The 26,740-nt window shown below is 72.1% G+C and carries 23 protein-coding genes, 1 tRNA gene and 2 pseudogenes; 12 read left to right on the top strand and 14 right to left on the bottom strand.

The window, feature by feature from the left end; all coding sequences use genetic code 11:
* Positions 1-29 precede the first annotated feature (29 nt).
* From IE263_RS48920 to IE263_RS32615, 3 genes and pseudogenes are all read left to right on the top strand, one after another.
* Positions 30-178: pseudogene (locus tag IE263_RS48920) on the top strand (maleate cis-trans isomerase family protein); the annotation flags it as partial.
* A complete protein-coding gene (locus IE263_RS32620) occupies positions 175-906 on the top strand; it encodes a maleate cis-trans isomerase family protein (RefSeq protein WP_189941458.1) in 732 nt (243 codons plus the stop codon). The pseudogene IE263_RS48920 and the gene IE263_RS32620, both read left to right, overlap by 4 nt.
* 251 nt (positions 907-1,157) lie before the next feature.
* A complete protein-coding gene (locus IE263_RS32615; RefSeq protein WP_189941574.1) occupies positions 1,158-2,231 on the top strand; it encodes an LLM class flavin-dependent oxidoreductase in 1,074 nt (357 codons plus the stop codon).
* A 25-nt stretch (positions 2,232-2,256) separates the two neighbouring features.
* On the opposite strand, the gene IE263_RS32610 is transcribed toward IE263_RS32615, so the two are convergent.
* Positions 2,257-4,113, bottom strand: a complete 1,857-nt coding sequence (locus IE263_RS32610) for a putative bifunctional diguanylate cyclase/phosphodiesterase (protein WP_189941457.1) — start codon at positions 4,111-4,113, stop codon at positions 2,257-2,259.
* A gap of 286 nt (positions 4,114-4,399) precedes the next feature.
* Between IE263_RS32610 and IE263_RS32605 the strand changes: the two genes are divergently transcribed.
* Positions 4,400-5,695 carry a M6 family metalloprotease domain-containing protein gene (locus IE263_RS32605; RefSeq protein WP_229911293.1) on the top strand — a complete coding sequence of 432 codons (1,296 nt, stop codon included), beginning with the start codon at positions 4,400-4,402 and terminating at the stop codon, positions 5,693-5,695.
* A gap of 242 nt (positions 5,696-5,937) precedes the next feature.
* On the opposite strand, the gene IE263_RS32600 is transcribed toward IE263_RS32605, so the two are convergent.
* The 7 genes from IE263_RS32600 to IE263_RS32570 form a co-directional block, all read right to left on the bottom strand.
* Positions 5,938-6,011 (bottom strand) — tRNA-Lys (locus IE263_RS32600).
* Positions 6,002-6,610 carry a bifunctional DNA primase/polymerase gene (locus tag IE263_RS32595; protein WP_189941456.1) on the bottom strand — a complete coding sequence of 203 codons (609 nt, stop codon included), beginning with the start codon at positions 6,608-6,610 and terminating at the stop codon, positions 6,002-6,004. The genes IE263_RS32600 and IE263_RS32595 overlap by 10 nt, the downstream gene beginning before the upstream one ends.
* Positions 6,611-6,732: 122 nt before the next feature.
* Entirely contained in the window at positions 6,733-7,101 is a 369-nt protein-coding gene (locus IE263_RS32590) for a DUF8844 domain-containing protein (protein ID WP_189941455.1), read from the bottom strand.
* 284 nt (positions 7,102-7,385) lie between these two features.
* Entirely contained in the window at positions 7,386-8,726 is a 1,341-nt protein-coding gene (locus IE263_RS32585) for an AAA domain-containing protein (protein ID WP_189941454.1), read from the bottom strand.
* Entirely contained in the window at positions 8,723-10,312 is a 1,590-nt protein-coding gene (locus tag IE263_RS32580; protein ID WP_189941453.1) for a hypothetical protein, read from the bottom strand. Before IE263_RS32580 ends, IE263_RS32585 begins: the two co-directional genes overlap by 4 nt.
* Positions 10,303-11,424, bottom strand: a complete 1,122-nt coding sequence (locus IE263_RS32575; RefSeq protein WP_189941572.1) for a hypothetical protein — start codon at positions 11,422-11,424, stop codon at positions 10,303-10,305. Before IE263_RS32575 ends, IE263_RS32580 begins: the two co-directional genes overlap by 10 nt.
* Positions 11,375-12,349: a phosphatase PAP2 family protein gene (locus tag IE263_RS32570; RefSeq protein ID WP_189941452.1), complete on the bottom strand. Its 975-nt coding sequence runs from the start codon at positions 12,347-12,349 to the stop codon at positions 11,375-11,377. The genes IE263_RS32575 and IE263_RS32570 overlap by 50 nt, the downstream gene beginning before the upstream one ends.
* A 214-nt stretch (positions 12,350-12,563) precedes the next feature.
* On the opposite strand from IE263_RS32570, the gene IE263_RS32565 reads away from it, so the two are divergent.
* Complete coding sequence (locus IE263_RS32565) at positions 12,564-13,160, top strand: histidine phosphatase family protein (RefSeq protein WP_189941451.1); 597 nt, start codon at positions 12,564-12,566, stop codon at positions 13,158-13,160.
* 369 nt (positions 13,161-13,529) lie between these two features.
* On the opposite strand, the gene IE263_RS32560 is transcribed toward IE263_RS32565, so the two are convergent.
* Complete coding sequence (locus IE263_RS32560) at positions 13,530-14,945, bottom strand: NsdA family TPR-like regulatory protein (RefSeq protein ID WP_189941450.1); 1,416 nt, start codon at positions 14,943-14,945, stop codon at positions 13,530-13,532.
* Between the two features lie 270 nt (positions 14,946-15,215).
* Between IE263_RS32560 and IE263_RS32555 the strand changes: the two genes are divergently transcribed.
* Genes IE263_RS32555 through IE263_RS32545 form a run of 3 tightly spaced genes read left to right on the top strand, consistent with a single transcriptional unit; the run spans position 15,216 to position 17,018 of the window.
* Positions 15,216-15,602 carry a hypothetical protein gene (locus IE263_RS32555; protein ID WP_189941449.1) on the top strand — a complete coding sequence of 129 codons (387 nt, stop codon included), beginning with the start codon at positions 15,216-15,218 and terminating at the stop codon, positions 15,600-15,602.
* Between the two features lie 55 nt (positions 15,603-15,657).
* Positions 15,658-16,530, top strand: coding sequence for a spermidine synthase (locus IE263_RS32550; RefSeq protein WP_189941448.1), 873 nt, complete (start codon positions 15,658-15,660; stop codon positions 16,528-16,530).
* Positions 16,531-16,559: 29 nt separating this feature from the next.
* The gene (locus IE263_RS32545; RefSeq protein ID WP_189941447.1) at positions 16,560-17,018 is read left to right on the top strand and encodes a GNAT family N-acetyltransferase; all 459 of its coding nucleotides are present in this window, start codon (positions 16,560-16,562) and stop codon (positions 17,016-17,018) included.
* On the opposite strand, the gene IE263_RS32540 is transcribed toward IE263_RS32545, so the two are convergent.
* Positions 17,015-17,536, bottom strand: coding sequence for a hypothetical protein (locus tag IE263_RS32540; RefSeq protein WP_189941446.1), 522 nt, complete (start codon positions 17,534-17,536; stop codon positions 17,015-17,017). The two genes, IE263_RS32545 and IE263_RS32540, sit on opposite strands and share 4 nt — an antisense overlap.
* Positions 17,537-17,658: 122 nt before the next feature.
* Here IE263_RS32540 and IE263_RS32535 point away from each other — a divergent pair, with 122 nt between their 5' ends.
* Together IE263_RS32535 and IE263_RS32530 are read left to right on the top strand one after the other, a co-directional pair.
* The gene (locus tag IE263_RS32535) at positions 17,659-18,402 is read left to right on the top strand and encodes a response regulator transcription factor (protein WP_189941445.1); all 744 of its coding nucleotides are present in this window, start codon (positions 17,659-17,661) and stop codon (positions 18,400-18,402) included.
* Positions 18,399-19,769, top strand: a complete 1,371-nt coding sequence (locus tag IE263_RS32530) for a HAMP domain-containing sensor histidine kinase (protein WP_189941444.1) — start codon at positions 18,399-18,401, stop codon at positions 19,767-19,769. Before IE263_RS32535 ends, IE263_RS32530 begins: the two co-directional genes overlap by 4 nt.
* Positions 19,770-19,785: 16 nt before the next feature.
* On the opposite strand, the gene IE263_RS32525 is transcribed toward IE263_RS32530, so the two are convergent.
* The 4 genes from IE263_RS32525 to IE263_RS32510 are packed head-to-tail and all read right to left on the bottom strand — an operon-like array spanning position 19,786 to position 24,665.
* Positions 19,786-20,283, bottom strand: a complete 498-nt coding sequence (locus tag IE263_RS32525; RefSeq protein WP_189941443.1) for a hypothetical protein — start codon at positions 20,281-20,283, stop codon at positions 19,786-19,788.
* 41 nt (positions 20,284-20,324) lie between these two features.
* Positions 20,325-21,209: a hypothetical protein gene (locus tag IE263_RS32520; RefSeq protein ID WP_189941442.1), complete on the bottom strand. Its 885-nt coding sequence runs from the start codon at positions 21,207-21,209 to the stop codon at positions 20,325-20,327.
* A gap of 16 nt (positions 21,210-21,225) precedes the next feature.
* Positions 21,226-22,371, bottom strand: coding sequence for a hypothetical protein (locus IE263_RS32515; protein ID WP_189941441.1), 1,146 nt, complete (start codon positions 22,369-22,371; stop codon positions 21,226-21,228).
* Positions 22,368-24,665: a hypothetical protein gene (locus IE263_RS32510; protein ID WP_189941440.1), complete on the bottom strand. Its 2,298-nt coding sequence runs from the start codon at positions 24,663-24,665 to the stop codon at positions 22,368-22,370. Before IE263_RS32510 ends, IE263_RS32515 begins: the two co-directional genes overlap by 4 nt.
* A 223-nt stretch (positions 24,666-24,888) precedes the next feature.
* Between IE263_RS32510 and IE263_RS32505 the strand changes: the two are divergent.
* Positions 24,889-25,198 (top strand): annotated as a pseudogene (locus tag IE263_RS32505) (cellulose binding domain-containing protein); the annotation flags it as partial.
* A gap of 219 nt (positions 25,199-25,417) precedes the next feature.
* Positions 25,418-26,731: an ABC transporter substrate-binding protein gene (locus tag IE263_RS32500; RefSeq protein WP_189941439.1), complete on the top strand. Its 1,314-nt coding sequence runs from the start codon at positions 25,418-25,420 to the stop codon at positions 26,729-26,731.
* Positions 26,732-26,740: the final 9 nt, after the last annotated feature.

The following is a 26,740-nucleotide window of genomic DNA, read 5'->3' as shown; positions in this document are numbered from 1 at the left end:
TTCCGTCTCCCCGACGAGGACGCTGCCCGCCCTGGACGTCGCCCAGCCAGGTGACGATGTGGGCGGCACTGCGCCGGATGGGTACCCGGGCCGTGGGGCCGTACCAGGCTCTGCTGGACGAGGGGGCGCGGCAGTGGCCCCCGTACTGCCGGAAGAACAGCAGGAAGGCTGGACATGACCGCACTCGGACTCCTCTACCCGGGCCACTCGGCCGAGGACGACTACCCCCGTATCGAGCAGCTCCTGGGCAGTGACATCCGGGTGGACCTGGTCCACACGGACATCGGCGAGGACGCGCACCGTGTCGACGTGCTGCGGCAGATGGGCACACCCGAGCGGCTCGCGGCGGGCGTCGAGCAACTGCGGCTGTCCGGCGCGGAGGCGATCGTGTGGGCCTGCACCAGCGGCGGCTTCGTGCACGGCTGGGAGGGCGCCCAGGAGCAGGTGCGCGCCCTCGCCCGCATCGCCGGGATGCCGGCCTCCTCGACCTCCTTCGCCTTCGTGCACGCGGCCCAGGAGATCGGCGTGGGCCGGGTCGCGGTCGGCGCCACCTACCCGGACGACGTGGCGGGCCTGTTCGCTGAGTTCCTGCGGTCCGGCGGCCTGGAAGTGACCGGCGTCCACAGCTCCGGGAGCGTCACCGCCCCCGAGGTCGGCAGCTGGGGCGAGGCCGAGGTCTTCGCGCTGGCCCGCGGCGCCGACGACCCCGGCGCGGAGGCGGTCCTGCTGCCCGACACCGCCCTCCACACGGTCGCTCACCTGCCCGCCCTGGAGAAGGAGCTGGGCAAGCCGGTCCTCACCGCCAACCAGGTCACCGTCTGGGAGGCACTGCGCCTGACGGACCGGCGGGTGAACGCACCCGGCCTGGGAGCGCTGTTCACGCGGGAGCCGATCGTGCAGGTTTGAGCGACGCAGGGGAGCGGTCTCGCAGGGAAGCGCCTGGGGGAGCGGTCTCGCAGGGAAGCGCCTGGGGGAGCGGTCTCGCAGGGAAGCGCCCGGGGAGCGGCCTCGCGGGGAATAAGCGGAGACACCCTCCTGTTAGCGGTGCGAGGACAGTGTGTGCTCGAGACCAGGAGGAACCCGTGGCGGCGGACGAGACGACGGCAGGCGGGAAGACGGCGGGCGGGACGTCGGCGGGTGAGGCGCCGGCCGACGAGATCCGAGGTGTGGTGCACGGCACCGCCCCCGTCCCCCTCTCCGTCCTGGACCTGGTCACCGTCGGTTCCGGCCGCACCGCCACCGACGCCCTGCGCACCAGCGTCGACCTCGCCCGGCTCACCGAGGCCCGCGGCTTCCACCGCTACTGGGTCGCCGAGCACCACTCCATGCCGGGCGTCGCCTCCTCCTCGCCCGCGGTGATCCTCGCCCACCTCGCCGCCCACACCGACCGCATCCGGCTCGGCTCGGGCGGCGTCATGCTGCCCAACCACGCCCCGCTGGTGATCGCCGAGCAGTTCGGCACCCTGGAGGCCCTCGCCCCGGGCCGCGTCGACCTCGGCCTGGGCCGCGCCCCCGGCACCGACGGCGCCACCGCGGCCGCCCTGCGCCGAACCGACCGGCTGAACGAGGGCGCCGACGACTTCCCCGAGCAGCTCGCCGAGCTGACCCGCTTCCTGGACGACGACTTCCCCGACGGTCACCCCTACCGCCGGATCCACGCGGTCCCCGGCCCCGTCCAGGCCACGTCCCCCGGCGGCGTGCAGTCCCGGCACCGCCCGCCGATCTGGCTGCTGGGCTCGTCCGGCTTCAGCGCCCGCCTGGCGGCCCTGCTCGGCCTGCCCTTCGCCTTCGCGCACCACTTCTCCGCGCAGAACACGATCCCGGCGCTCGACCTGTACCGGGAGCACTTCCGGCCGTCGGCGGTCCTCGACGAGCCGTACGCCCTCATCGGCGTCTCCGTGCTCGCCGCCGACGACGAGCGCGAGGCCCGCCGCCAGGTTCTCGCCACCGGCCTGAACATGGTCCGCCTGCGCACCGGCCGTCCCGGCCTGTTCCCCTCCCCGCAGGAGGCGGAGGCGCATGAGTTCACCCCGCTGGAGCGGGAGTTCGTCGACTCCTGGACCGCGAACATCGTCCACGGCACGGCGGACGAGGTCCGCTCCGGCCTCGACGACCTCCACAAGCGCACCGGCGCCGACGAGTTGATGCTCACCAGCCACGCCCACCGCGGCGAACTGCGCCTGCGCTCCTACGAACTCGTCGCGGACGCCTACGGGTTGCCCACGGCGTAGGAAAGCGGATACAGGCGGATACGAGCTACGGGTTGCGGACGGCGTACGACGCCGATCCCAGCAGCTCGGAGATACGATCCGGTGCCACCGGGCGGGAGTACAGCCATCCCTGCCCGGTGTCGCAGCCGATGCTCCTCAGCCGGGTGGCCTGCGCGGACGTCTCCACGCACTCGGCGGTGACGGTCAGCCCCAGCCGGTGCGCGAGGTCGATCATCGCCTCGACGACGACCTGGTCGGCCGGGTTGGGGGGCGCCCCGGCACCCTCGTACTGGAAACCGCGCACGAACGACCCGTCCAGCTTCAGCACCGACACCGGCAGCCGGCTCAGATACGCGAGGTTGGAGTAGCCGGTGCCGAAGTCGTCGATGGCGATGTTCACGCCCATGTCGCTGAGCGCCTGCAACGCCTGCAGCGGCCGTCCGGCCGAGCCCATCACCGCGGACTCGGTCAGCTCCAACTGGAGGAGATCCGGGGCGAGTCCGGTCTCGGCGAGGATCTCCGCCACGTCCGCCACCAGGTCGGAGTCCCACACCTGACGCACCGCCACGTTCACGCTCACGAACAGCGGCGGCTCGTCGGGATGCTCCACCTGCCAGCGGCGGGCCTGCCGGCAGGCGGTGGCCAGCACCCAGCGGCCGAGCGGCACGATCGAGCCGTCCTCCTCGGCCAGTGCGACGAACCGATTCGGCGGCAGCAGGCCGAAGTTGGGGTGATCCCAGCGCACCAGCGCCTCCACACCCCGCAGCCGTCCGTCCGCCATTCCCACCAACGGCTGGTACTCCAGCCGGAACTCACCACGCTCGATGGCGGGCCGCAGCGTCGAGGCGAGCGCCTGACGGGTCATCAGGTGGGCGTTGCGCTCCGGGTCGAACAGCGTCCAGCGGTCCTTGCCATCCACCTTCGCCCAGTACAGCGTGGTGTCGGCGGCCTGCATCAGCCCGGTGGCGGTGGTCCCGGCCGCGTGCCGCTCGACGACCCCGATCGACGCGGAGACGTTCAGCCGATGCCCGGCGAGGTCGAACGGCGCCTGGAGGGCCTTGAGCGCGGACTCGGCGAGGTCGGCGAGCTGCTCGGTGCCGGTGGAGTCCTCCACCAGCAGCGCGAACTCGTCACCGCCGAGCCGCGCCACCAGCGGCACGCTCGGCCGGGTCTGCCCGGCCTCCCGCGCACACTCCGCCAGCCGCTCGGCCACGGCGGCCAGCAGCCGGTCGCCGACCCGGTGACCGAGAGTGTCGTTGACCGCCTTGAAGCCGTCGATGTCCAGGTAGCACAGCCCGATCCGGCCGGTCCCGCTCTGCTCGTACGACTCCGCCTCCAGCGCCGCCGACACCCGCTCGAAGAACAACGTGCGGTTGGGCAGCCGGGTCACCGGATCGTGCATCTGGAGGTGGCGCAGCCGGGCCTGGAGATCGCGGTGGGCGCTGATGTCGGCGACGGACAGCAGGACGCCGGACGGATCGCCGTCGAGGAGCGCCACGGTGATCTGCGCCCACAGTGAGCGACCGTCGGGCAGTTTCAGCCGCCGTGTGCAGCGCAGACTGGCCTGCCGGCCGCGGAGCACCTCGCGGTAGGCGTGCCAGGTGCGGGCGTCGGAGGCGAGGTCCAGCAGGTCGGCGGCCACTCGTCCGACCAGCCCGGTCGGGCCGCCGCCGAGCAGCGTGCCGAGCGCCTCGTTGGCGTCGGTGACCAGGCCCTCGCGGTCCACGACCGCCATGGCGAGGGGGGCGGTCGCGAAGACGGCACGGTAGGCCGGCGAGGTCGGTGGTCCGCTGTCTGTGTCTGCCGGCGCATCCCTACGAGGAGGTGCCAGGATGTCACTCTCCGTGACGGCGGACCGGTCGAGGTCTGCCGCGGGCGTCGACCCTTCGGACGTTCCGCTCACCGCTCGCTCCCGCAGTGCACTCGATCTCTGTCCGCGCAGCAAAGTGTGCCGATCATAGAGGCTGGCTCCGGACTTGTGCAGCCACTGCACAGTGTCCCGGAACACCCCACCCTTCTGACAGATCGTTTCTGCCCGCAACTGGACCGGTTCTGCGGACGGCGGAGCACTTGTGACGTTCCGTGAGTATTCCGGGGGTGTCGGCGTTGATGCCCGCTTTCCGCCCCTCTCACTCGTCTGGGGCAGGAAAACGGGGCGTAGTACGACAAACCAACAGACGCTGGGTGCGGTGTCCCGTGAACCGTTCCCGGAGGTCTCCGTGCCGCGACAGCCCCCGCGCACCCGACTGCGGAGCGTCGCGGCCGTGTTCACCACCCTCTCGGCGCTCGCGGCGACCTCCCTGATCACCGGCCCCTCGGCCGCCGAACCCTTCTCCTCCCACCCCTGCGCCCTGAAGCGCACCGAGGCCCACCACTCGGAGGGCCTGGACACCTGGAACGCCGCCTACCCGCGCCCGGTCCGCACCCTCGACGCGGTGATGATCTTCCTGTCGTTCCCGGACTGGGTCCCCCTGAACTCACCCGCCGACATCGCCGCCGACCACTTCCCGGCCACCAGCGACTACTTCCACCAGGCCTCCTACGGCAGGTTCACCCTGCGTCCGCACCCGCTGCGGCAGTGGATCCGCATGCCGAAGCCGTCCACCGCGTACGCCATACGGCGCGACTGGAGCGTCGAGCAGCGCGCCACCTACCTGCGCGACGCACTCACCGCCGCCGACCGGCAGGTCGACTTCTCCCGCTACGACATCGTCTACTTCGTCGCCGACCCGGACGCCCCCGGCGTGGACTCCGACGCCACCAAGGTCGTCAACCTGGACCGTCCGCTGCGGGCGGACGGCACCGACATCCGCCGGATCGTCACCGTCTTCGAGCAGCACCCGCCCGACCGGCTCGTCCTCGCCCACGAGACGGGCCATGTCTTCGACCTGCCCGACCTCTACCGCCGCCCGACGGACGGCAAGGGCGACTGGGACACACACGTCGGCGACTGGGACCTGATGGGCAGCCAGTTCGGACTGGCGCCGGATCTGTTCGCCTGGCACAAGTGGAAGCTGGGCTGGCTGGGGCCGCGCCAGGTGGCGTGCGTGTCCGCGGGGAAGCCGTCGCGGCTGACCCTGGAACCGCTGGGCGCCGGCCCGGGTCTCCCGGTGACGAGCACCTCTGGCTCCCCGGCCTTCGGACTCGGCAACGGCACCAAGCTCGCGGTCGTCCGCACCGGCACCGACAGCGCCCTCGCCTTCGAGGCCCGCACCCCGCTCGGCAACGACCGCTCGGCCTGCCGCTCGGGCGTCCTCGTCTACCGCGTCCACAGCGGCGAGTCGTCCGGCCGAGGCCCCGTCGAGGTGATCGACGCCCACCCCCACACCGAGGCCTGCTGGGAGAACTCGGTCTACCCACCCCTCGCGGACGCCCCGGTCACCCTCGGTGAGACCTTCACGGTGCCGGGGGAGGAGGGCGTACGGGTGACGGTGGACGGGAGCACGGCGGCGGGGGCGTGGACGGTGAAGATCACGCCGGGGTGACTCTCTTCCTGCCTGCGGCAGCGCAGCCGACGGTGAGGGGATTCGCGAAGAGCCCCGCGCTTCCGCGAGAGGCCTTGCCCTCGGATCGCACTGGGGTGACTGCTTCGGCTTGCGGCCACGACAGCCGACGGTAAAGGGGGTGTGGGTGGCGGAGCCCCCACAGCGCGCGGCGCAGCCGCGCAGATACGACGATGGCGAGGCCGGTTCGCGCTTTCCGCGAACCGGCCTCGCCATCGACATCGTGCGCCGCCAGGGACTCGAACCCCGGACCCGCTGATTAAGAGTCAGCTGCTCTAACCAACTGAGCTAGCGGCGCCTGCTGACGTCGTAGACCTTAGCACCCTGGTCGGCGGGGTGAGAAATCGATATCCGCACTGCTGACCGGGCGGCCCGGACGGCGGCCCAGAGCAGGATTTCGGGGCCCGGCAGCCACGGGTGGCGGGTGTCCGGGGCGACCATCCAGCGGATGGAGGCGTCCTGCGGGGAGGTGAGCGGGGGCGGCACGGTCACCGCGTCACCGGTGCCGTGGCACAGCAGTGGCGGGACACCGCGCGTACGGCCGTCCGGGCGACCGTCGGCGCTCCACTCCTCCCACTCCAGCAGCGAGGGCAGCCGTTGGGCCGTGCCCGGCGCGGCGAACAGCAGCGTCCGCCCTCGGAACGCGGCCACCGGCCCGGAGCCCGGCCCCTCGCCCCACAGCCGGTCCAGCATCAGCCGCCCGAACATCGCGGGGGCGCTCACGACGTCGAAGACGGAACCGCAGGGCAGGACGACCGGGGCGTGCGGCTGGTCCTCCCAGAGGGCGAGCGTGCTGCGGGGGTACGTCCCGGCGGAGGCCAGCCAGGCGACACCGTCCGCGGTGACCGCGGCGGCGTCGGGGTGCTCGGTGAGAGGGACGTCCCATGCGCTGCTCATACCGCCCAGGTCTACCGGGCGTGAGCGGGTGATTCCCCAGGGTTGCGGGAAATCGGGACGCGAGAGGGCGGGAAGGGGTATCTTGCCCGCCCGGCATATGCCATGGCGTCACGCGGGGTGATCTACACGGGGTCGACGTGCCCCCGCCCCTCGACATCGCCCCGCATCAGATCCCGGCCGAACTCGACCATCTTCTTCGCGTAGTCCTCGGTCCACTCCGCCCGCTCGGCGATGTCGGCCGGGGTCAGCCGGTCGAAGCGGCGCGGGTCGGCGAGCTGGGCCGCCGCCATGGCCTGGAACTCCATCGCCCGGTCGGCCGCCGCCTGGAACGCCTGCGTCAGCTCCGTGGCACGCGCCAGCAGCGCCTGGGGGTCGTCGATCGACTCCAGATCGAAGAAGTGCTCCGGATCACCCGCCGCCTCCGCGGGCTCGAAGAGCAGGGGCGCGGGGCGTAGCCGCGGTTCGTTCCGACGCGGCGTGGGCTCCGCCATGTCTTCTCCTCCTCGTACGGTCGGGATGGCACCACTGGTGAGCGGACCACCTTCCATTGTCCTCCGAGCACGCAAGAGGGCCCGGAACCCGCAGTCTCAAGGTTTCCGGAGCCCGCGATGTTCCCCGAGCCGCGCCCACACCACGCGCTGCGTGCTGCTCGGGCCCGGCGGGGTCGGGAAGGGGGCTGCTCGGGTTCGGCCGGGTGGGTGGCGTGGGCTGCTCGGGCCCGCCCGAGTCGGGAAGGGGGCTGCTCGGGTTCGGCCGGGTGGGTGGCGTGGGCTGCTCAGGGACGGTGGCTGATGCGGTGTTCCGCCAGGTGGGCCAGTACTGCGTGGTTGGCTTCCCAGCCGTCCGGGAACTTCACGACCGTCCCCAGCTGTACCGGCTCGGTCGACGGATAGTCGTCCAGGAGCTCGCCCACCCCCGCCCGGCACACCACGATGCACGCGTGCCGGTGGCGGGAGGCGAGGACGCAGAGGCGGCCCGTTTCCAGGTGGAAGGCGGTGGCGTCGGGGCGGCCGGAGAGGGGGTGGAGGATCACCGTGACGTCGTACTCCCGGCCCTGGAGCCGGTTGGCCGTGTCCACGGTGACGTCCGTGACGCCCAGCTCGGCGAGTGCCGCGCGGATTGCCGCCGCCTGGTCGCGGTGTGCCGTGCCGACGGCGATCCGGTCGGGGGTGAGGGGGGTGGGATCGGGGGAGCGTTCGGAGGTGGCCGCGCCGCCTCGGTCCAGCAGGCGGCGGACGACCGTCGCGACCGCCCGTACCGCCTCCGGGTCCGTGCGCGGCGTGTGCCGGGCGGGCAGTTCCAGCAGGCCCCAGCCGGACTCCGCCGCCTCGTCGATCACCCGGTCCGGCCCGGAGCCGTCCGACGGCACGGCGAAGGCCAGGCGCCGGTCCCCGTGGTCCGTGCCGCTGCGGAAGGGGGTGTACGGGTAGAACGCGTCCGAGACCAGGGGCGCCGCCGACGCCGGGAGGCGCCAGGACACCGGCAGGCGGTGCTGCGGCAGGTCCGGGTTGTGCGCCAGCAGCGTCGTCACCGCCGAGGCCGACGGGTCGTACGACAGGCCCGCCCACTGCTCACTGCCCACGATCGCGAACGGGTCCAGCTGCCCCGGGTCGCCCACGAACAGCGCCCGCTCGAACAACCCGGCCACGGCGAGCAACCCGTCCGAGCGCATCTGGTACGCCTCGTCCACGATCGCGTGCCGCCATGGCTCGTCGGCCTTCACATGCGCCCACTTCGCCGCCGTGGAGATGACGACGGGCAGGCCGGTGAGCTCGGCCGCCTTCGCCGACTTCCGTACGTTCGGCAGGTCGTCCAGCGCCTTGTCGTAGGCGTCGGCGTCGCTGCTGTGCAGACGGCCCACCGGCAGCTCGGGGCTCTTCTCGGCGAGCCGCAGGACCAGGTCGTCGACCTGGGCGTTGGTCTGCGCGACCACCATCAGCGGCCGCCCGGCGTCCGCCAGTTCCAGCGCCGCGCGGACGACGAGCGTGGACTTGCCGGCGCCCGGCGGGGAGTCGACGACCACACCGCGCGCGCTGCCGTGCAGCGTGTCGTGGAGGATCGCGTCGGTGGCGCGGGCGGCGGCGGTACCGGGGTCGAAGACGGCCTCGGTGGTCACAGCATGTCCTCCTCGGTGACGGAATCGGCGGCCTCGGGCACCTGCTCACCGGGCGGTCCGCCGTGCGTCCACGGTGTCTCCTCCGGGTCGGGCAGCTTCGCGCCGCCGCGCTGCTCGTGCTCGAAGAGCGTGAAGCACACCCGGTCGCCCTTCTCGGGCACCGACCCCACCTCGGGCTCCTTGCCGCGGCCCATCTTGTCGACGATCCGCAGCACGAGCAGGCCCTCGTCCTCCTGGCCCACGAACTCCGCCGCCTGCGGCTTGCCGCCCAGCGACCGGAACACCTTCGCCCGCTCACCGAGATGCGGCCGGTCCTCCGTACGGACCGTGACCAGCGGGCGGGGACTCGGCCGCTTGCCCTCGCTGTACGCCATGACGACATCGACGACCTCGCCCGCGAACGCCTCCCCGGCCAGCCGCCGCCCCGCCATCACCAGCGGATCGTCGAGGGCCTCCTGCGCCTCCAGACGGGCCTGTTCGCGCTCGCGCGTGGCCAGCTTGTTGGCGGCGGTGACCGCGTCGTCGCGGCGCGGCTGCGGCGGCTCGCCCGCCACGACCCGGTCGCGGTGGCCGGTGAACGACCAGCGGTCGCGCGTCCACCGCTCCTCGACGTGCGCCCCCTCCGGCAGCTCCCGCAGCAGGTCGATGCCCTTCCACACCTTCTGCCAGGTGGGCAGCGTCCGGCTGCGCACCAGCTCGCGGATCTCCCGCTCGGCCGCGGTCAGCTCGCCCAGCCGGTCGTCGGCCTGCAGGCCGTCCTCGGCGGCGGCCAGGGCGGTACGCGCGCGGTCGTAGCGCTCGATGGCCGGAGCGAGCAGCTTGTTGTCGAACGCCGGGTCGGTCGCCGGACCGGCCGGCGGGCACAACAGCTGGTCCCGGTCGTCGCGCGCCAGCTCGGCGTGGAGCGCGGCCTCGGCGCCCGTGCTGCCCTCGGGCGGGTCGATCCAGGCGAGCAGCGCCCCCAGATGCTGGTCCTCCAGGCTGGACTGCCCGGTCGCCCAGTGCCGGCCCAGCACCTCCGTCAGCGCCAGCAGCAGCGAGGAGCCGGGCACCCGGGCCCGCTCCCCGAAGTGCGTCAGCCACCGCCCGAGCAAGGGCACGCGCGGGGGCGCCGGATACGGCGTCTCCGGGTCCTGCTCCGCCGTACGCCGAAAGCGCATCGAGCGGCCCAGCAGGCGGACGAAGTCGACGCCCGCGCGGCTCGGGACGACCAGCTGGGGCGCGTCGGCGCACAGCTCGACCTCGACCTTGACGCGCTTGCCGGTCTCCGGGTCGGTCTCACTCCGCTCGGCGGCCTCGACGGCGTCGGCGTAGGAGTCGATGTACGGCAGGACGATGTCGGCCAGCTCCGCCAGGAACGCGAACCGGAGGTCACGGTCGCGCGGCTGCGGTACGACGAGCAGCCGGGGCGTGTCCCGGTCGGTGCCGACCAGCGCGCCGAGCGGGGCGCCGGCCTCACCGGCGGTGGTCAGCGGCACGAACACCAACGGCCGCTCGGACAGATGCCGGTGCCGGACGGTGGCGGCGGGCTGGGCACGGCCGGTGGTGACGGCCTCGAGGCGGGCGAGGGTGGCGATCAGTGACACATCGCCCCCAGAGCCTCGTCCCGCAGCTGAGCCGCCCTGCGCAGCGCCGCGACCGCCGGGTCGTCCGGGTCCCCGGCCCGGCCGCGCGCGGCGGCCAGCACGTCCTCGACCGTCGTCAGCCCGCCCAGCTCGGCGCGGACCGGGCGGCCCAGGGTGGTCACGGCGTCGGCCGCGCGGGAGCGGTCGCGGCAGTGGAACGCCAGCTCGCAGGCGGCCAGGCACTCGGGCGCGTACGTCGCCGGGACCGACTCGACGGCCGCCGTGAGCTGCTCGGCGGGCAGCTCGGGGCTGAAGCACGTGCCCTCCGGGAGGGCGTCGGCGATGTCCTGGATGCGGGTGAGCCGGGCCAGCTGCCGGCTGGTGACCGCGCGCTGCTTGCGGACGTCCACGGCGGAGGCGGTGGGCAGGTTGGAGAAGTCCTTGGGACAGACGAGGAGCACGCGGTGGCGCACGCGCGGGGCCGGGTCGAGACGGCCGGCTACCTCCTCCAGCGCGAGCACGTACACGGCGGCCTGCCGGGCGGCCGCGCCGACCTTCGCCGGGTCCGCCGAGCCGTCCAGCATCGGGAACGACTTGATCTCCACGACGGTCCAGCTGCCGTCCGGGTGCACCACCACCGCGTCCGGCTCCAGGAAGGCGGGGGAGCCCGCGACGTCGAGCGCGAGCATCGGGTGGTCGAGCAGCGTCCACGTGCCGGACGCCTCGGTGGCCTCGCGCAGCGCCAGCGCCGTCCGCGCCGTACGGCCCTCGGGACCGATCGCCGACAGGTCGGGGACGCTCGCCCCGGCGGGCGGCTCCGCGCGCGGGTCCAGCCGTTCGTGTACCAGACGCAGCAGTTCCGCGCCGCCGTCCGCCTTCACCTTCGCCTCGAACGCGTTGCCCCGCGTCAGGGCGAACTGCGACTGCCCGAAGGCCGAGGGCGAGCCCAGAGCGCTCGCCAGCGCCGCCTTGTTCACCCCGGCGCCGTCGAGGATCGCGCGTCGTCTGCAGCCCGGGTTCGCGGCGAGCGCCGCGAGGGCGCGGGCGTCCAGCGCCTTGGCGGGTACGTCGGGACCGCGCAGGTCAGCGAGCCGCTGCCGGAGCGCCGTCCCCCGCGTCCGAGGAGGAGGCACCCGGCTCGGCTCCGGGGCCGAGCCGTGGCTCGCGCTGCCGTGGAATTCGCTCACCCGTGGAAGTCTGGCATCCGCCACTGACAATCGAGGCCTCTGTGCCCGGAGAGGCCGTCGAGACGAGGGGGACACGCGCCGTGGCGATCGGGCCGCGGGCCGCGAACCGGGCGCGGATCCGGTCCGTCCGCCGCATCACCAGCGGCGCCAGCAGCAGGCCCACGCCCATCACGGCCGCGCCCGCGACCGCGTCGAGGAAGTAGTGGTTCGCGGTGCCCATCACCACGATCACCGTCACCAGCGGGTAGACGACGGCCGCCACCTTCGCCGTGCGGGTGCGGCCGTGGCGCCACAGCATCACCCCGCACCACAGCGCCCAGCCCACGTGCAGACTCGGCATGGCCGCGTACTGGTTGGTCATGCCGCCCAGCCCCCGCGGCGCGCTCGCCTCGCCGCCCCACCAGCCGTACGAGCTGTACTGGGCCATCGTGTCCACGAAACCGTGGTTCGCCGACAGCAACCGGGGTGGGCAGGTGGGCAGCAGGGTGAAGCCGATCAGACCTATGAAGGTCGACGTCATCAACCAGGTGCGGGCCGCCCGGTAGTGGACGGCACGCGAGCGGAACAGCCAGACCAGGAGCACCGGCGTCACCAGGTAGTGCAGCGACGCGTACCAGAAGTCCGCCGGGACGCCGATCCACGCCTCGGTCCTGAAGAGGCGGTTCAGCGGGTGCTCCGCGTTGATGTGCAGGAACTTCTCGATCCGCAGGATCGCGAGACCGTGGTCGACGGCCGTGGTGACGTCCCCGCGTGCGAGCAGCCGGCCCGCCGAGTAGCACGCGTACACCAGCAGGATCAGCGGCAGTTCGGTCCACCAGCGCAGTCGGCTCTTCGGCGCCGCCTCGGTGCCCGGTGTCTCGGTCTGCGGCATCCGATCGCCTCCCCCTCTTCTTGTCGCTGCGGCGCCAGTGGCACGGGAGGTGCCACTCTACGGCGTGTGTACGCGCCCGTTCCGAACGCCCCCGGCCCTCAAAGACGCTGAGATCGCCCGCCGGGTTGCCCCTGTTCAGGGTGAGCGATGATGGAGGGGTTCCGCCTCTGATTTGTCCCTTGGTTCCCCCAGGGTTTTCCCGGAAAGGTCCCCCATGGCACCGCGCATCCTGCTGGCCCGGCACGGACAGACGGAGTGGTCACTGTCCGGCAAGCACACCGGCAGGACCGACGTGCCCCTGCTGGAAGAGGGCCGCCGCGGTGCCGAGTTGCTCGGCGAGCGGCTGCACCGGGCGCCGTTCGACAGCCTCCCCGACGTCGAGATACGCGTCAGCCCGCTGGCACGCGCGCGTGAGACGTGCGAGATCGCCGGCTTCGGCGAGCGGGCCACGGTGTGGGACACGCTCATGGAGTGGGACTACGGCGCCTACGAGGGCCTGACCCCCGCCGACATCCAGGCCGCCCGGCCGGGCTGGCTCATCTGGCGTGACGGGGTGCCCGAGGGCGAGAGCCTGGGGGAGGTCACCGCGCGCGCGGACGAGGTCGTCGCCTGGGCACGCGCCGAGGACCGGGACGTCCTCGTGTTCGCCCACGGGCACATCCTCCGGTCGATCGGCGCACGGTGGCTGGGGCTGCCGCTGGACTTCGCGGCACGGATCCGGCTCAATCCGACGTCGCTGTCCGTCCTGGGCTGGGCTTACGGCGAGCCGGCGATCGAGAGCTGGAACGACTTGGGGCACCTGGCGGCGTGACGACCCCCGCGGGGCTGCTGCGGACGGGTGCGTCCGCTCACCCGCGCTCGCGGCGCGCCGCTTTCCCCGGGACGGGATCCGTCCGGCGGCACGGCTGCCCGTAGCCGCGGCGGGGTGGCGCCGACGCGCGCCGTGGCAGCGGGCGATGCTCGCGGCTGGGGTGGGCGTGCGCCTGACGGGCGCCGTCGCGGTGGGCGATGGCTGCGGCTGGGCCGGGCGGGCGCGGCTTCTGCGGGACGGGAGCCGTCCGGCGGCACGGCTGCCCGCAGCCAGGGCGGGCGTGGCGCTGATACGTGCTGTCGCCGCGGACGATGCTTCTGCCGGACGGGGGGCGGCCTGCGGGGCGGCACCGCAGTTGCGCGGGCCTGCTCACACGGCCCTCGGTTTCGATGCGTGTCTCTCCAGGAAATCCGACACCCCCGAAGCCCGCCGGTGAGGGAGCAGCACTCTGGCCGTGCCCGCCAGCATCGTCTGGATCCTCGACGACTGGACCTGGCCCAGCAGGTCCAGTACCCGCAACCCCGCCGCCGCGGCCTCGTCGGGGCGGCCGCCGCGGGCGAGGTCGTCCGCCAGTTCGGCGGTGTACAGCGCGATGTTGCGGGTGAAGTGGGGGTCCTGAAGGTGCGCCGCACGCCGTGCGTGCCGGGCCGCGCGCGGCCAGTCGCCCAGGGTGGACCAGCACTGCGCCTCCAGCCCCTCCAACTCGGCCTCGCCGTAGAAGCTCATCCACTCGGGGTCGGCGTCGCAGGGGCCCCGCTCGTAGAGGGCCTGGGCGCGTGCGAGGGCCTGTTCGGTGCCGGTGCGGTCGGCGAGGCCGGCCCAGCCGCCCGCCTCGCGCAGCGCGAGCAGCGACATCAGCCGGGGTGAGCCGAGGGGGCGCGCGACGCGCTGGGCCGCCTGCGCCGCGCGCACGGCCTCGCGCGGTCGGCCCGCGTCGCGCGCGAGGAACGCCGTGTTGCAGAACGCGTGCGCCTCCAGCGCCTCGTCCCCGGCCATCCGCGCGGTCGCGAGGGCCTCCGCGTAGTGCGAGCGCGCGTCGTCGAACCGGCCCGAGTCGTGTGCCAGCCAGCCCACCGAGATGGCGAGCTCACCGGCGCCCGAGTGCAGCCGGTCGTCGGTCGCCTGCCGGGTCGCGCCGGCGTCCAGCAGCGCGTACGCGGCGCGCAGCGGGGCCGCCGCGCGCCGGTAGAGACCGTCGGCGCCGTGCCGGTCGTCCAGCAGCCGAATCCTGCGGACCGCTTCTTCGAGGGCGCTCGCCTCGCCCGCCCCGGCGCGGCGCACGGAACGTTCCGCCGCCGATGCGTCCAGGGCGAACCCGAAGGGGCCCAGCGAGGCGGCGGCCACCGTGGCGCCTCCGCCCGTCATGAATGCGCGACGCAGCACGTCGCTCTCCTCGTGGTTGTGGTGCGTGTCGCACGGGTCCTGCGTGTCATACGGCTCGTCCGCTCCGCGTGTCTCATCCGAGCCCGGCGCGTCACCTGCCGCGCGCGCCCCCCGTCCGCGCACGGACGAGCGGGGCGCGAACCCCAGATCGGTGAGCGTGCGGCCGGGGAACATGTGCAGGAACACCCGCTCGTACGCGTAGTTGGGGCAGCGGATCTCTCCTGCCTCGACCCGGCCGATGTAGCGCGCGTCGCAGCTGACCCGCTCGCCGATCTCGCGCGCGGCCCGCCGTACCAGTGCGGCGAACTCGGCCGGCGAGCGCTGTCCGCGCAGGTGCCGGAAGGCGAGGTTGGGCCGTGGTGGCCGGTTGGGCCGGGGTGGGGTCACCGTTGACGACGCCATGGCCGGGTCCTCTCGTGCGAACCGTCGAACCATGCCGGATTCCGAGTGAGTTGACCGATGCGTTCGAGGGTGCTCACCCTGGTGTCCAGCGGGCAAGAACGTACCTGCTGTGGTCGGGTCGCCACGCTGTGTTTGGCTACAAACCGGATATCTCATCCCTGATCTGCCATGAACTGCCATCCTTTGCGGCCAACTTCCGCCGTAGCCGTTGACGGTGCGACGCGTTGAAGGCTGTGGACTGCAAGCGGGCTGTGCGGTGTGGAGGCCGGGATGGAGACCAGCCAGAGCAACGATCCCTGTATGTCGCCGGTGGCGGCATGTGACGTCGTGACGGTGCCGACCCGACAAGGGCTGGAGGCGGTCGACATTCTGCGGCGCGGTGACGCGGACGCGGTGGGGCCCGTCCTGCACGACGGCGGGGACGGCACGCTCGGCTTCTTCGTGCCACCGGGAACCGCCGCTGCCTGGGACGTTCCCGGAAGTACCTGCACGGAGACCAACGGGCACGGGCTGCGACTGAACCCCGAGCCGCCGGACGAGAGCTCGGACTGGCTGGTGCCGCCCGGCGAGGCGGACCTCGCGACCGATCCCGCCGTCCTGCGGCGGGCGTTGGGAGAGGCGGCGCGGACGATCGAGGCGGCGGACAACTGCCGGTGAGCTCCGGGCCTGGCTGAGCACGCGGGGTCTCCTCACCGCCTGCGAAAATGCCTCTATGGCAAGGTCCAGGAACTCCCGGCGCGAGCGCGGCGCCGACGCCGCCGTCGTCGTCGAGACCGTCGACGGCGGGCTCGCGCAGCTCGTACCCGACCGCGACCGGACGCGTGCCTGGACGCTCCTCATAGACGGTGCGCCGCAGTCGCACGTCGACCTCGACGACCCGGCCTTCCTCTCCTTCGAGTACCAGCGGCGGCTCGGACACGTCATCGACCTCGCCGCCCCGCCCGGCAAGCCCCTGCGCGTCGTGCACCTCGGCGGAGGCGCCTTCACCCTCGCCCGGTACGTCGCCGCCACCCGCCCCCGCTCCACCCAGCAGATCGTCGAGCGGGACGCGCGCCTCGTCCAGCTGGTACGCCGTGAACTGCCGTTGGACCCGGCTGCGCGGATCAGGGTCAGGTCCGTCGACGCCCGGGAGGGGCTCGTCAGGCTGCCCGACGGATGGGCCGACCTCGTCATCGCCGACGTGTTCAGCGGCGCCCGGACGCCCGCGCACCTGACCTCGACCGAGTTCCTCGACGAGGTCCGCAGGGCCCTCGCGCCCGGCGGGCTCTACGCCGCCAACCTCGCCGACGGCCCACCGCTCGCCCACCTGCGCGGCCAGATCGCCACCGCCGCCGCCCGCTTCCCCGAACTCGCCCTGGTCGCCGACCCGACCGTGCTGCGCGGCAAGCGGTTCGGCAACGCGGTCCTCGTCGCCTCGGACCTGCCCCTGCCGGTGGCCGAGCTGACCCGCAAAGCCGCCTGTGACCCGCACCCCGCCCGGGTCGAGCACGGCAAGCCGCTCACCGACTTCACCGGCGGGGCCGTCCCCGTGACGGACGCGTCGGCGGTCGCTTCCCCGGCCCCTCCTCCTTCGGCGTTCCGCTGAGGCGCAGCGGGCGGGCTAGCATCGCGATCATGGCGGACTGGGAGATGCGGCAGGCCTCGGCGGAGGATGTCGAGGCGGTGGCCGAGCTGCGTGCCGTCGTGCTTCGGGCCGATCTGGAGCGGCTCGGGCGGTACGACGAGGGGCGGGTGCGGCAGCGGCTGCGGGACGGGTTCGTGCCGGCGCACACCTGGGTGATCGAGGTCGGCGGCGCGTTCGCCGGGTGCGTGGCGCTGCGGCCGGACGCGGACGCGCACTGGCTGGAGCACTTCTATCTGGACCCGCGCCTGCAGGGCCGGGGCATCGGTTCCGCGGTGCTGCGCCGGCTGCTCGATCGGTGCGACCGCGACGGCGTCCGGGTCCGGCTGAACGTGCTGCAGGGCAGCGCGGCCCGGCGGTTGTACGAGCGGCACGGCTTCACGCTCCGGACCGAGGACCCGGTGGACGTGTTCCTCGTGCGTGAGGTGCCGAACCGGCCCGGTAGGTCCTAGTAGTCGCCCACTTCCACCCGTGGCGGTCCGTCGTGCCACGTGCAGAACACCGACACCCGGTCCGCGCCCGAGGCGAACTCCACCCGGATCCATGACTCCGTCTTCCACACCTGCATCGACCAGTCGGCGCCCGGCGTCGCCGAGACGAGCGTCGCGGAGGTCTTCCCGAGGTCGAACACGACCCGCCCGCCGTCGGTGTCGTAGCTCTTGACCTCGCCGGAGGGGCTCGGGGGAGCGGTTGTCGCCGTTTTCGAAGGGGAGGGGGAGGGCGAGCGGGGCGCCCGGCTCGGCTGCGGGGACGGGCTGTCCGAGGGGCTTTCGGAAGGAGTCGGGCGGCTGGTGGCCGAGGTCACCGGCTTCGACTCCTGCGTGGTCGCGTCGCCCGCGGTCAGCGGCAGGGCGCGCGGCGGGTCGTAGGCCGTACCCGCCATGACCGTGTGGACGCCCCACCACGACAGCGTGACCGCCGCGCCCGTGGCGAGCGACCACGCCAGCAGGTGTACGAATCCTCTGCGCATCGCGGGCCATCTTGCCCCACGCGCCTCACGGGTGTCGCACGGACGCCCCACCGGTTGTCCACAGAGGGCGAGTTGTCCACAGGCCCGAATGTCCCTCGTCCGCATGGCGTACGGTGCGGCGCATGGCAAGTGTGCTCGTGGTCGAGGACGACCAGTTCGTACGCTCGGCGCTCATCCGGCACCTGACCGACGCCTCGCACACCGTGCGCAGCGTCGGGACGGCACTGGAGGCGCTGCGCGAGGTCGCCCATTTCCGCTTCGACGTGGTCATCCTGGACCTCGGCCTGCCCGACCTGGACGGCTCCGAGGCCCTGAAGATGCTGCGCGGCATCACGGACGTGCCCGTCATCATCGCCACCGCCCGCGACGACGAGACGGAGATCGTCCGCCTGCTGAATGCCGGGGCGGACGACTACCTGACCAAACCCTTCTCGGTGGAGCACCTCTCGGCCCGTATGGCGGCCGTCCTGCGCCGCGCCCGCTCCGGCGCCGGCGACACCCCTCCGTCCACCGTCCTGCGCGTCGGCGGTCTGACCGTCGACCCACTGCGCCGCCAGGCCGAACTGGACGGCGTCCGCCTCGACCTCACCCGCCGCGAGTTCGACCTGCTCGCCTTCCTCGCCGGCCGCCCCGGAGTCGTCGTCCCGCGCCGGGAACTGCTCGCCGAGGTCTGGCAGCAGTCCTACGGCGACGACCAGACCATCGACGTCCATCTGTCCTGGCTGCGCCGCAAGTTGGGCGAGACGGCGGCCCGCCCGCGCTATCTGCACACCCTGCGGGGTGTCGGCGTGAAGCTGGAACCGCCCGTCATGGAGCCGCCCGCCATGGCGCCCCCCGGCTCTCCCGGAGCGGAGCCGCCGCGATGAGATGGGCACTGGTCAAGGTCTGTCTGGCGGTCACCACCATGGTCGTGGTCGCCTTCGCGGTTCCGCTCGGGCTGGTCATCAAGGAGATGGCCCGCGACCGCGCCTTCTCCAACGCCGAGCGGGAGGCCGCCGTCGTGGTCCCCGCGCTGTCCATCACCACAGACCGCGAACAGGTGGAGCGGGTCGTCGCCTCCGCCGGCTCCGACGACGGGATGGCCGTCCACCTCCCCGCGAGCGACGACCGGGCCGCCGTCGACCTCGGCCGGCAGCGCGCCGCCGACACCGACATCACGGCCGTCCGCGAACTGGGCCGCGCCTCCACCACCGAGGTGCCCGGCGGCTCCGCCCTGCTCCAGCCCGTCGCCCTGAGCTTCGGGACCGTGGTCATCGAGGTGTACGTCCCCGAGTCCGAGGTCAGCAACGGTGTCGCCACCGCCTGGGCGGTGCTCGCGGCGGTCGGCGTCGCCCTCGTCGTCGGCTCGGTCGCCGTCGCCGACCGGCTGGGCGTACGGATGGTGCAGCCCGCCCAGCGGCTGGTCGAGGGCGCGCGCGAACTGGGCGAGGGGAAACTGGGCGCGCGCGTGCCGGAGGAGGGCCCGAACGAACTACGGCTCGCCGCAGCCGCGTTCAACTCCATGGCCGACCAGGTCGTCCAACTCCTGGCGAACGAGCGGGAGTTGGCCGCCGACCTCTCCCACCGGCTGCGCACGCCCCTGACCGTCCTGCGGCTCAACGCGGCCTCGCTCGGCGACTCCCCGGCCGCCGAGCAGACCCGGGCCGCGGTCGCCCAGTTGGAGCGCGAGGTCGACACCATCATCCGGACCGCCCGCGAGGCCAAACCGCAGACCGCGGCCGCCGGGCCGGGCGCCGGATGCGACGCGGCCGAGGTCGTACGGGAGCGAATGGCGTTCTGGTCGGCGCTCGCGGAGGACGAGGGCCGCAAGGTGCGGGTGGCCGGTGTCGACCGGCCGGTGCGCATACCCGTGGCCCGCGCCGACCTCGCGGCCGCACTGGACGCCCTCCTCGGCAACGTCTTCCGGCACACCCCCGAGGGCACCGCCTTCGCGGTCGACGTGCACAACGCCGAGGACGCGGTGATCGTGCTCGTCTCCGACGCGGGCCCCGGCATACCCGACCCCGAGGCCGCGATGGCCCGCGGCCGGGGTTCCGGCAACACCGGCTCGACCGGGCTCGGACTGGACATCGTGCGCCGACTCGCCGAGTCGACCGGCGGGGACGTACGGGTCGGGTCGTCGGTGCTCGGCGGGGCCGAGGTGCGGATATGGCTCCAGCTGAGCGGGCGGGCGCCGGCTCGGAGGGGGCATCGGGGGGCGGTGCGGCGGCGGAGGCGGGCGGGGGTGGGGTGAGGGCGGGGCGGTACTCCTAGGCGGTCCGACCGGAACGGATCTTGGTCATGTTCTCGAGGGACCTCTTCATGGGGTAGTCGATGTCGCTGATCCGGGCGCTGCCGCGGGAGTCGCCGGAGACGACGAGCGACTGCCACTCTCGTGTCGGGACGGCTCCCGACACGTCGAAGACCTTGTTCCCGTTCAGCGACACCGCGAAGTCCACGTCTTCGACCTCGTCCAGAGTGAAGCCGGGCATGAGGTCCGCGGCCAGACCCGCGCCGACGTCGCTCAGAAGAGAGGAACGGCGCTGGAGGACAGTGCGCAGGCGCGCGCCGACCTTGTCCATGTAGGGGAGACCTCCGTCCCATCTGACAACCAGCCGTGCCCTCAGTCGTGCGAGAACAGGATGCGGGGTACCCGGGTAGGTGCAGCGGAACTCACAGCGGAACTCCAGGAGCCGGTTCTCCTCGATCCAGCGCTCCTGGAACACCGGCCGGCTGTAGAAGGTGAGTTCGCGGTCCGGCAGGCGCACTTTGATCTGCAGGTCATGGCCCCTGTGGGCCTTGCCCGGCGTCAGAAAGGCACCCCCCAGATCCAAAGGGCCCCGGCCAGAATCAGCAGCAGCATCAAGGCGGCCAGCGATGCCTGGAACATCGGCGTCCGCCATCCGACTTTTGGGTGGGGTCCCGGAGGGCTTGTCGGAACCGGTGCAACTGGAGGCCAGGGTGGGGCCTTCAACGGCGGGAGCTCTTCGAGCGGCATGGCCGGGTCGCCGACCTGGCCGCCCTCCACGAGGACCGCGAGCCGTCCCGGGAACAACGTGGCCACGTCTTCCGCCTCGGAGACCAGGTTGAGCAGGTGCGCCTGCCCCTTCTCCTCCCCGGACAGCATCGCGGACAGCCGCTCCAGGAAGGCGGCCGCGGCTCCCGGGGCACCGCGCCCGGCGATCCACCGGTCGCGACCGCGCCCGGTCGCGGGTTCGTACGGTACGGGCTCCACGCCGGCCAGTGCCGCGTGGATTGCCGCGGTCAGTTTTTCACGGTCCGCCGTGAGCTCGGACAGAGGAGCGGCCAGCAGCCGGTCCACCTCCGGGGCCGGGCAGAGGCCGTCGAAGAGGGCGGACAGTGACCTGTGCTCGTCGCAGTGGCCGTTGAGATCGGCCAGCCATCGTGAGGCCAGAGCCAGCACGAGCGCGCGGTCGTCGTCGGTGGTGCCGTCGTGGGTGCCTTCCAGAACCAGGGTGTAGAAGAGCAGGGTGCCCACCGAGTCGGTGCGCACCGAGGGGACACCGCTCACCAGTACGCGCCACTGGTCGTCGTCCGCCATGGAGAGCATGCAGGGCCGCTCGGTGGCGGTCACGTCGGAGTACGCGTCCCACCAACGGTTGGCGGGCCTGGAGTTGAGGAAGTCGTAGTCGAGTGGCCGGGGCCTACCTCGGGTACGCAGGTGGATCCGCACGGAGAGTCCTTTCGGCTCAGCTCAGGTGTTGCAGGCGGGCACCGTTCGCCCGTTCGGCCAGGGTCGCCAGAACGTCGAAGAGGGACCGGGTGGTCTGCTCCGCGTCGCGGTACCGTGCCTCGTCGCCGTCGGCAGCCTCGATCCGGCGCCTCCGCTCGCCGTTGACCTTGAGCCACAGGTCCCGGAAGAAGCCCTCTTGGGCTTCGGCGTGCCTGCGGGAGAACTCAGCGGTCACCCTGCGCACGGCGGCAGTTCGCTGGCTCTGCAGCCGGGCCGCCTCGACGAGTTGTCTGCAGAGCAGGCTGACCAGGTCGTCCAGGCCCTTGCGCGTGATGGTGCCGGGAGGCCGTACGCGGTACTTGGGCATCAACATGACCCCGCCCGGGGAGTCGGCGTGCGGCGTCCAGCGGGCCGAGACCAGTTCGACACAGCCGAAGGTGTCGATCGGCAGATAACGGACCGAGGCGTGCGGGGCGGCCTCCCTGATCGTCTCCAGCACCTCGCTGAACTGGTCGCACAGCTGCTGCCGCAACTGCGCGGAATGGTCCTGGAGGCTCCCGCTGTCCGACAGGTACGTCTCACATTTGACCGGGCAGAAGATCACCATTGCGGGTTCGCCGGGTCGCTCGCGGCGGTTCTTCGCCCACCGCTGTACCACCTGCTCGATCTGCGACACGGCGAGGTGCGCGGTCAGCAGATGCGCGTGAGTGTCACCGGCGTCCATGAGGAGTACCGAGTCGACCGGCACGATCAGCACTGAACTGTCGGAGAGGAACGTCTCGCACTCGTTCCACTTCTGCTCGTTCTGGTCGCTGTTGCCGCCCTTCTCCAGCCATGCGCCCGGGTAGTCGAGGATGTCGAACCGGATCGGCAGATCCTGCCCCCGGGGCTCCAGCAGGAGCCGGAAGTACGACGGGTCGGGCGTGCTGGGTACCAGGCCCGGCTCGAACACCCTGGCCTTCAGCGCCCCGGTCACCATGTTGTGTGTGGCGTTGATCCGATTGAGGGTCGGTCGGTCGGCTGTCAGCTGCACCGACGTCTCGCGGTTCAGTAGCTGCTGGCCCTCCTTCAGCAGACTGGCGATCAAGGTGCTCTTGCCCACCCGGCTGGGGGCCAGCAGGCCGATCTTGTACTCGAAAACCGGGCGGTGCGCGTCCGTCACAGCTCTTCCTCTTCCCGCTCGGCGATGTCTTCCCGCTCGGTGAGCGCAGCGATCTCCTTGGTCACCCTGACGACCCGCGCGAAGCGGCTGTTGGCCTCGTCGATGCCGCGGAACTCCTCCGGCCACAGGTCGTTGCGGTAGCTGCGGACGAAGCGGCGGAATTCCTGCGCCGAGGTGCCGGAGCGGATCAGGGTGTCCTCGAACTGCTCCAGCAGCGCGTGCACCACGGCCGCCGGCACAGCCGCCTCCCGCAGCAGCGACTTCTGGATCCGGAACGCCGCCTGCTCGGCGAGGCCGTTGAAGATGCCGTACAGCTCCTTGGCGCCCTCCTCCGTCAGCGGCACCGCCACGTGCTGCATCTCCTCGCCGGTGTCGGGGTGCGTGACCTGGAGGTTCAGCGGGGCGAGGTCGGGGCGGACCCGGGGGTACAGCAGGGTGCGGTACTCCAGGCGCACGTCGAGGAGGTTGTGCACGGCTGCCGCCAGGCCCGGGCAGGGCTGGGGGGAGTCCTCGAACAGCTCCGCGAGGCGGCTCAGGACCGCCCGGCCACCGGCCTTCTCGTCGGCCTCCTCACTGCCGGCCTGCTCGGAGAACAGCGCGCCGCACTCCGCGGCGACGGCCGCCGCCGCACGGTCCCACGCGTCGGTGATCCGCTCGGTGAAGAAGTCGTCGAGTGCCGCGAAACGGCGGCTGATCTCGACCCGGATCCGGTTGAACTCGGGTCCGGCGAAGTCCGCCGGGTGCCCCTCGGTGATCATGCGGGTCAGCGCCAGCTCCTGCCAGGTCTGCGCGCCGCGTCCGAAACCGTCGTCGATCCAGTCCAGTACGCCCTGATAGGCGGACTCGACCGCCTGGACGAAACCCGGGTCGGCGGAGTGGTTCGCCTCCGCCGCGAGCTCGGCGACCAGCACGCGCAGCCGCTTGGCGACACCGCTGCGCAGCTGGTCGGCCTTGGCGTCGTTGACCTCCTCCGGCACTCCCGCGCGCCGCCCCACCTGGTCCAGCACCCGTCGTACGTCGGTGAGGTGCAGCCGGATCCGGTCGCGTACCGCGGCGGCGCGGCCGCGGGTGCCGGAGAGCACCTCGGCGTCCATCACTGGCAGTCCGTCGGCCAGGCGCGTCAGCAGCGGGGTCAGGACCTCACGGCCGACCTGCTCCGGATCGCGTACGTCGGCCTCGAAGACGGTGAAGAAGCGGTCGGCCTCCCCGTCGTTGAGGCTGTGCAGCAGCTGCCCCCGGAGCGCCTCGGCGAGATGCGGCTTGTCAGGGTCGACGTTGTGCACCACGTAGGTGAACTCCCCGGTGCTGCGCACATATCCGCGTACCCGGTCCAGCAGCGCCATGCCGGCGGTGTCGGTCTCGTCGATGAACGAGGAGGTCTCGGAGGAGCGCTTGACCACCAGCACCGCGTCGACCTCGTTGCGCAGCCCGTCCACGTGCCGCTGCTCGGCGTCGGCGGTGACCTCGCCCAGCCCCGGCAGGTCGACGATGCCGATCCGGGCCACGTGCTCGTGCGGGAAGGGGCACTCGATCCGGGCCTCGCGCACCGCGGCGTAGAGGCGCCGCACTCCACCGGGGCCGGCGGCCTCCACCTCCTCGCTGGTCGGGTAGGCGACGTAGGGGCGGATCTCCTCCAGCGGTACGGACGTCACACCGCCGGTCAGCAGGTGCTCGTACGAGGGCAGCGCGCTCTGCAGGTCGCGCAGCCGCGCGAACAGCATGCGGCGACGGGTGTCCTCCGTCGGCTTCGGGTAGTTCCAGGCGGCGAAATCCGTCAGGGAGCGCGGTGGCGTGGCCAGCGCGAGGGCGGTGTGCAGTGGGGCGATCACCTCGGTGAGGAAGCTCTCCGGACTGTGCATCTCCAGCTCGGCCCGGCGCACCGTGGGCGAATGGAAGATCCGGCTCCGCACGGCGGTGACCGGAATGCCGTCACCGGTCGGGATCTGCTGGTCGTCCAGGCCGGAGACCGACTGGAGCAGGGTGCTCTTGCCCATCCGGGCTGCCCCGCTGACTCCGAGGTTGACGGTGGTCCGGGTGAACCGGGAGGCGATCGTCCGGAAGGAGTCGGCGGCCTCGGCCACGCCGGCCCGCATCTCCGGCAGCTGAGGGACCGTCAGGGATGCGGCGAGGTCCGGATCGAGGGTGGTGTGGAGGCGCAGGTCGGTGAGGGCGGTGTCCAGCTCGTCCAGCCGTTCGCCGAGCGTCTTCCACCGCGCGCTCTCACGTTCCACCGCGGGCAGCTGACGCAGGCGTGCTTCGAGCAGGGCATCGATAGCCCTGGAAATTTCTGACATGTTCCCCCCAGCATGCAATGCCGGTTCCGTTCCCCTCCGGACCGGTTCGGGAGACCACTCCCGATATGGCAGGCAACGTAGTGGGCGGGGTCGTATGCCGTCCGGTGTTCATCGATTTTCGAGGGGGCGCGTAGAAGCGAACCTCCGATCCGCCCGGCGGGCCCCGCCGTCCTCGGGCGGGCCCCGCCGTCCTCAGCTGCGGCCTCGGGTCTTCAACCGGCTCCAGGAGGCCACCGCCACCCAGGCTCAGGTCAAGAGCGTGCTGGGGCTCTCCGAGGCCGCCGCCTGGAAGACCGTGGACCGTCACGCCGATGCTCGGTGTGAATGACGTCACCTCCGAGGTCTTCACGGTCGAGGGCGCCACCCAGCTCGTCGCATTCGCGAAGTCCGAGGGGCTCGGCTGGCTGTCGATGTGGTCTGCGACCGGTGACAAGCAGTGCCCGGGTGGTGCCAAGAACTATGCGGACGCAACGTGCAGTTCGATCGTCCAGGACCCGCAGGTGTTCACGAAGGCGTTCGCCGCGTACCGGTGACGCCTCCTGAGTCACACCCGTCTCAGCGTCGACTCCCACCGGCGAGGCGGGCGGGGGTGTGTCGATTACGTTTCGACAACCGGCGTCGTCGGCTCTTGACGCATGACAGGACATGCGGCTGTTATTGCGCCACCGTGTTCGGTCAAGTTGATTTCTGGTCGTTTTGGATCAGTTTTCAGTCAGGCCTCTGTGGCCGAACCCTGTCACCTGGAGCCGTTCATGCACGACCTCTCCCCCTCCGGTCTCTCCCGCCTCGCGCCCAGCCGCCGCACCCTGCTGCGCGGCATGGGCGGCGCCGCCGTCCTCGGCGCCGGCGTCCCCCTGCTGAGCGCGTGCGGCGGAAGCGGCACGGCCGCCGACCCGAAGACCGTCACCGTCGGCTCCAACGCCTCCGACGCGGTGCCGAAGAAGGCCTTCGCGGACATCTACGCGGCTTTCAAGACGCAGTCCGGGATCACGGTCGACGTGAACACCAAGGACCACAACACCTTCCAGGAGCAGATCAACTCCTACCTCCAGGGCACCCCGGACGACGTGTTCAACTGGTTCGCCGGCTACCGCATGCAGTTCTTCGCGGCCAAGGGCCTCGCCACCGCCGTCGACGACGTGTGGCAGACGATCGGGGGCAACTTCCCCGAGGCGATGAAGGCGCTCAGCAAGGGCGAGGACGGCAAGTACTACTTCGTGCCGCTGTACACGTACCCCTGGGCGATCTTCTACCGCAAGAGCGTCTTCCGGCAGAACGGCTACACCGTCCCCACCACCTGGGACCAGTTCGTCGCGCTGTGCAAGCAGATGCAGAAGGACAAGCTCGTCCCGATCGCCTTCGGCGACAAGGACGCCTGGCCCGCGCTCGGCACCTTCGACCAGATCAACTTCCGCGCCAACGGCTACGACTTCCACGTCGAGCTGATGGCGGGCAAGGCCTCCTGGACCGACGCCAAGGTCCGCAAGGCCTTCGACCTGTGGGCCGAGATCCTCCCGTACCACCAGGACGGCGCCGTCGGCCGCACCTGGCAGGACGCCGCCCAGACGCTCGTCTCCAAGAAGGCCGGCATGTACCTGCTGGGCACCTTCGTCGGCCAGCAGTTCACCGACGCCGCCGACCGCGAGGACCTGGACTTCTTCGCCTTCCCGGAGATCGACCCGGCGTACGGCCAGGAGACCGTCGAGGCACCCACCGACGGCTTCATGCTCTCCAAGGCGCCGAAGAACAAGGACGGCGCGACCAAGCTCCTGGAGTACCTGGGCAGCCCGGCCGCGGAGGAGATCTACCTCAAGTCGGACCCGAACGTCGTCGCCGCCTCCACCAAGGCCGACACCTCCTCGTACTCCGCCCTGCAGAAGAAGGCCTACGAGATGATCAGCGGCGCCAAGCACCTCACCCAGTTCATGGACCGCGACAGCCGGCCCGACTTCACCTCCACGGTGATGCAGCCCGCGCTGCAGAAGTTCATCCGCGACCCCAAGGGCATCGACAGCCTGCTGACGTCGATCGAACGCCAGAAGAAGACGATCTTCGCGTCCTCCTGAGCGGCGGTC

The organism is Streptomyces aurantiogriseus (assembly GCF_014649375.1).
GTDB classification, from domain to species: domain Bacteria; phylum Actinomycetota; class Actinomycetes; order Streptomycetales; family Streptomycetaceae; genus Streptomyces; species Streptomyces aurantiogriseus.
This window is presented reverse-complemented; position numbering and strand designations above follow the sequence as displayed.

Bases quoted from the DNA above. Each gene is read 5' to 3' on its own strand.
- IE263_RS32620 (WP_189941458.1), top strand. From the start codon at position 175: ATGACCGCACTCGGACTCCTCTACCCGGGCCACTCGGCCGAGGACGAC.
- IE263_RS32595 (WP_189941456.1), bottom strand. From the start codon at position 6,610: ATGAGCAGCGCATGGGACGTCCCTCTCACCGAGCACCCCGACGCCGCC.
- IE263_RS32590 (WP_189941455.1), bottom strand. From the start codon at position 7,101: ATGGCGGAGCCCACGCCGCGTCGGAACGAACCGCGGCTACGCCCCGCG.
- IE263_RS32570 (WP_189941452.1), bottom strand. From the start codon at position 12,349: ATGCCGCAGACCGAGACACCGGGCACCGAGGCGGCGCCGAAGAGCCGA.
- IE263_RS32565 (WP_189941451.1), top strand. From the start codon at position 12,564: ATGGCACCGCGCATCCTGCTGGCCCGGCACGGACAGACGGAGTGGTCA.
- IE263_RS32560 (WP_189941450.1), bottom strand. From the start codon at position 14,945: ATGGCGTCGTCAACGGTGACCCCACCCCGGCCCAACCGGCCACCACGG.
- IE263_RS32555 (WP_189941449.1), top strand. From the start codon at position 15,216: ATGGAGACCAGCCAGAGCAACGATCCCTGTATGTCGCCGGTGGCGGCA.
- IE263_RS32550 (WP_189941448.1), top strand. From the start codon at position 15,658: ATGGCAAGGTCCAGGAACTCCCGGCGCGAGCGCGGCGCCGACGCCGCC.
- IE263_RS32545 (WP_189941447.1), top strand. From the start codon at position 16,560: ATGGCGGACTGGGAGATGCGGCAGGCCTCGGCGGAGGATGTCGAGGCG.
- IE263_RS32540 (WP_189941446.1), bottom strand. From the start codon at position 17,536: ATGCGCAGAGGATTCGTACACCTGCTGGCGTGGTCGCTCGCCACGGGC.
- IE263_RS32535 (WP_189941445.1), top strand. From the start codon at position 17,659: ATGGCAAGTGTGCTCGTGGTCGAGGACGACCAGTTCGTACGCTCGGCG.
- IE263_RS32530 (WP_189941444.1), top strand. From the start codon at position 18,399: ATGAGATGGGCACTGGTCAAGGTCTGTCTGGCGGTCACCACCATGGTC.
- IE263_RS32510 (WP_189941440.1), bottom strand. From the start codon at position 24,665: ATGTCAGAAATTTCCAGGGCTATCGATGCCCTGCTCGAAGCACGCCTG.
- IE263_RS32500 (WP_189941439.1), top strand. From the start codon at position 25,418: ATGCACGACCTCTCCCCCTCCGGTCTCTCCCGCCTCGCGCCCAGCCGC.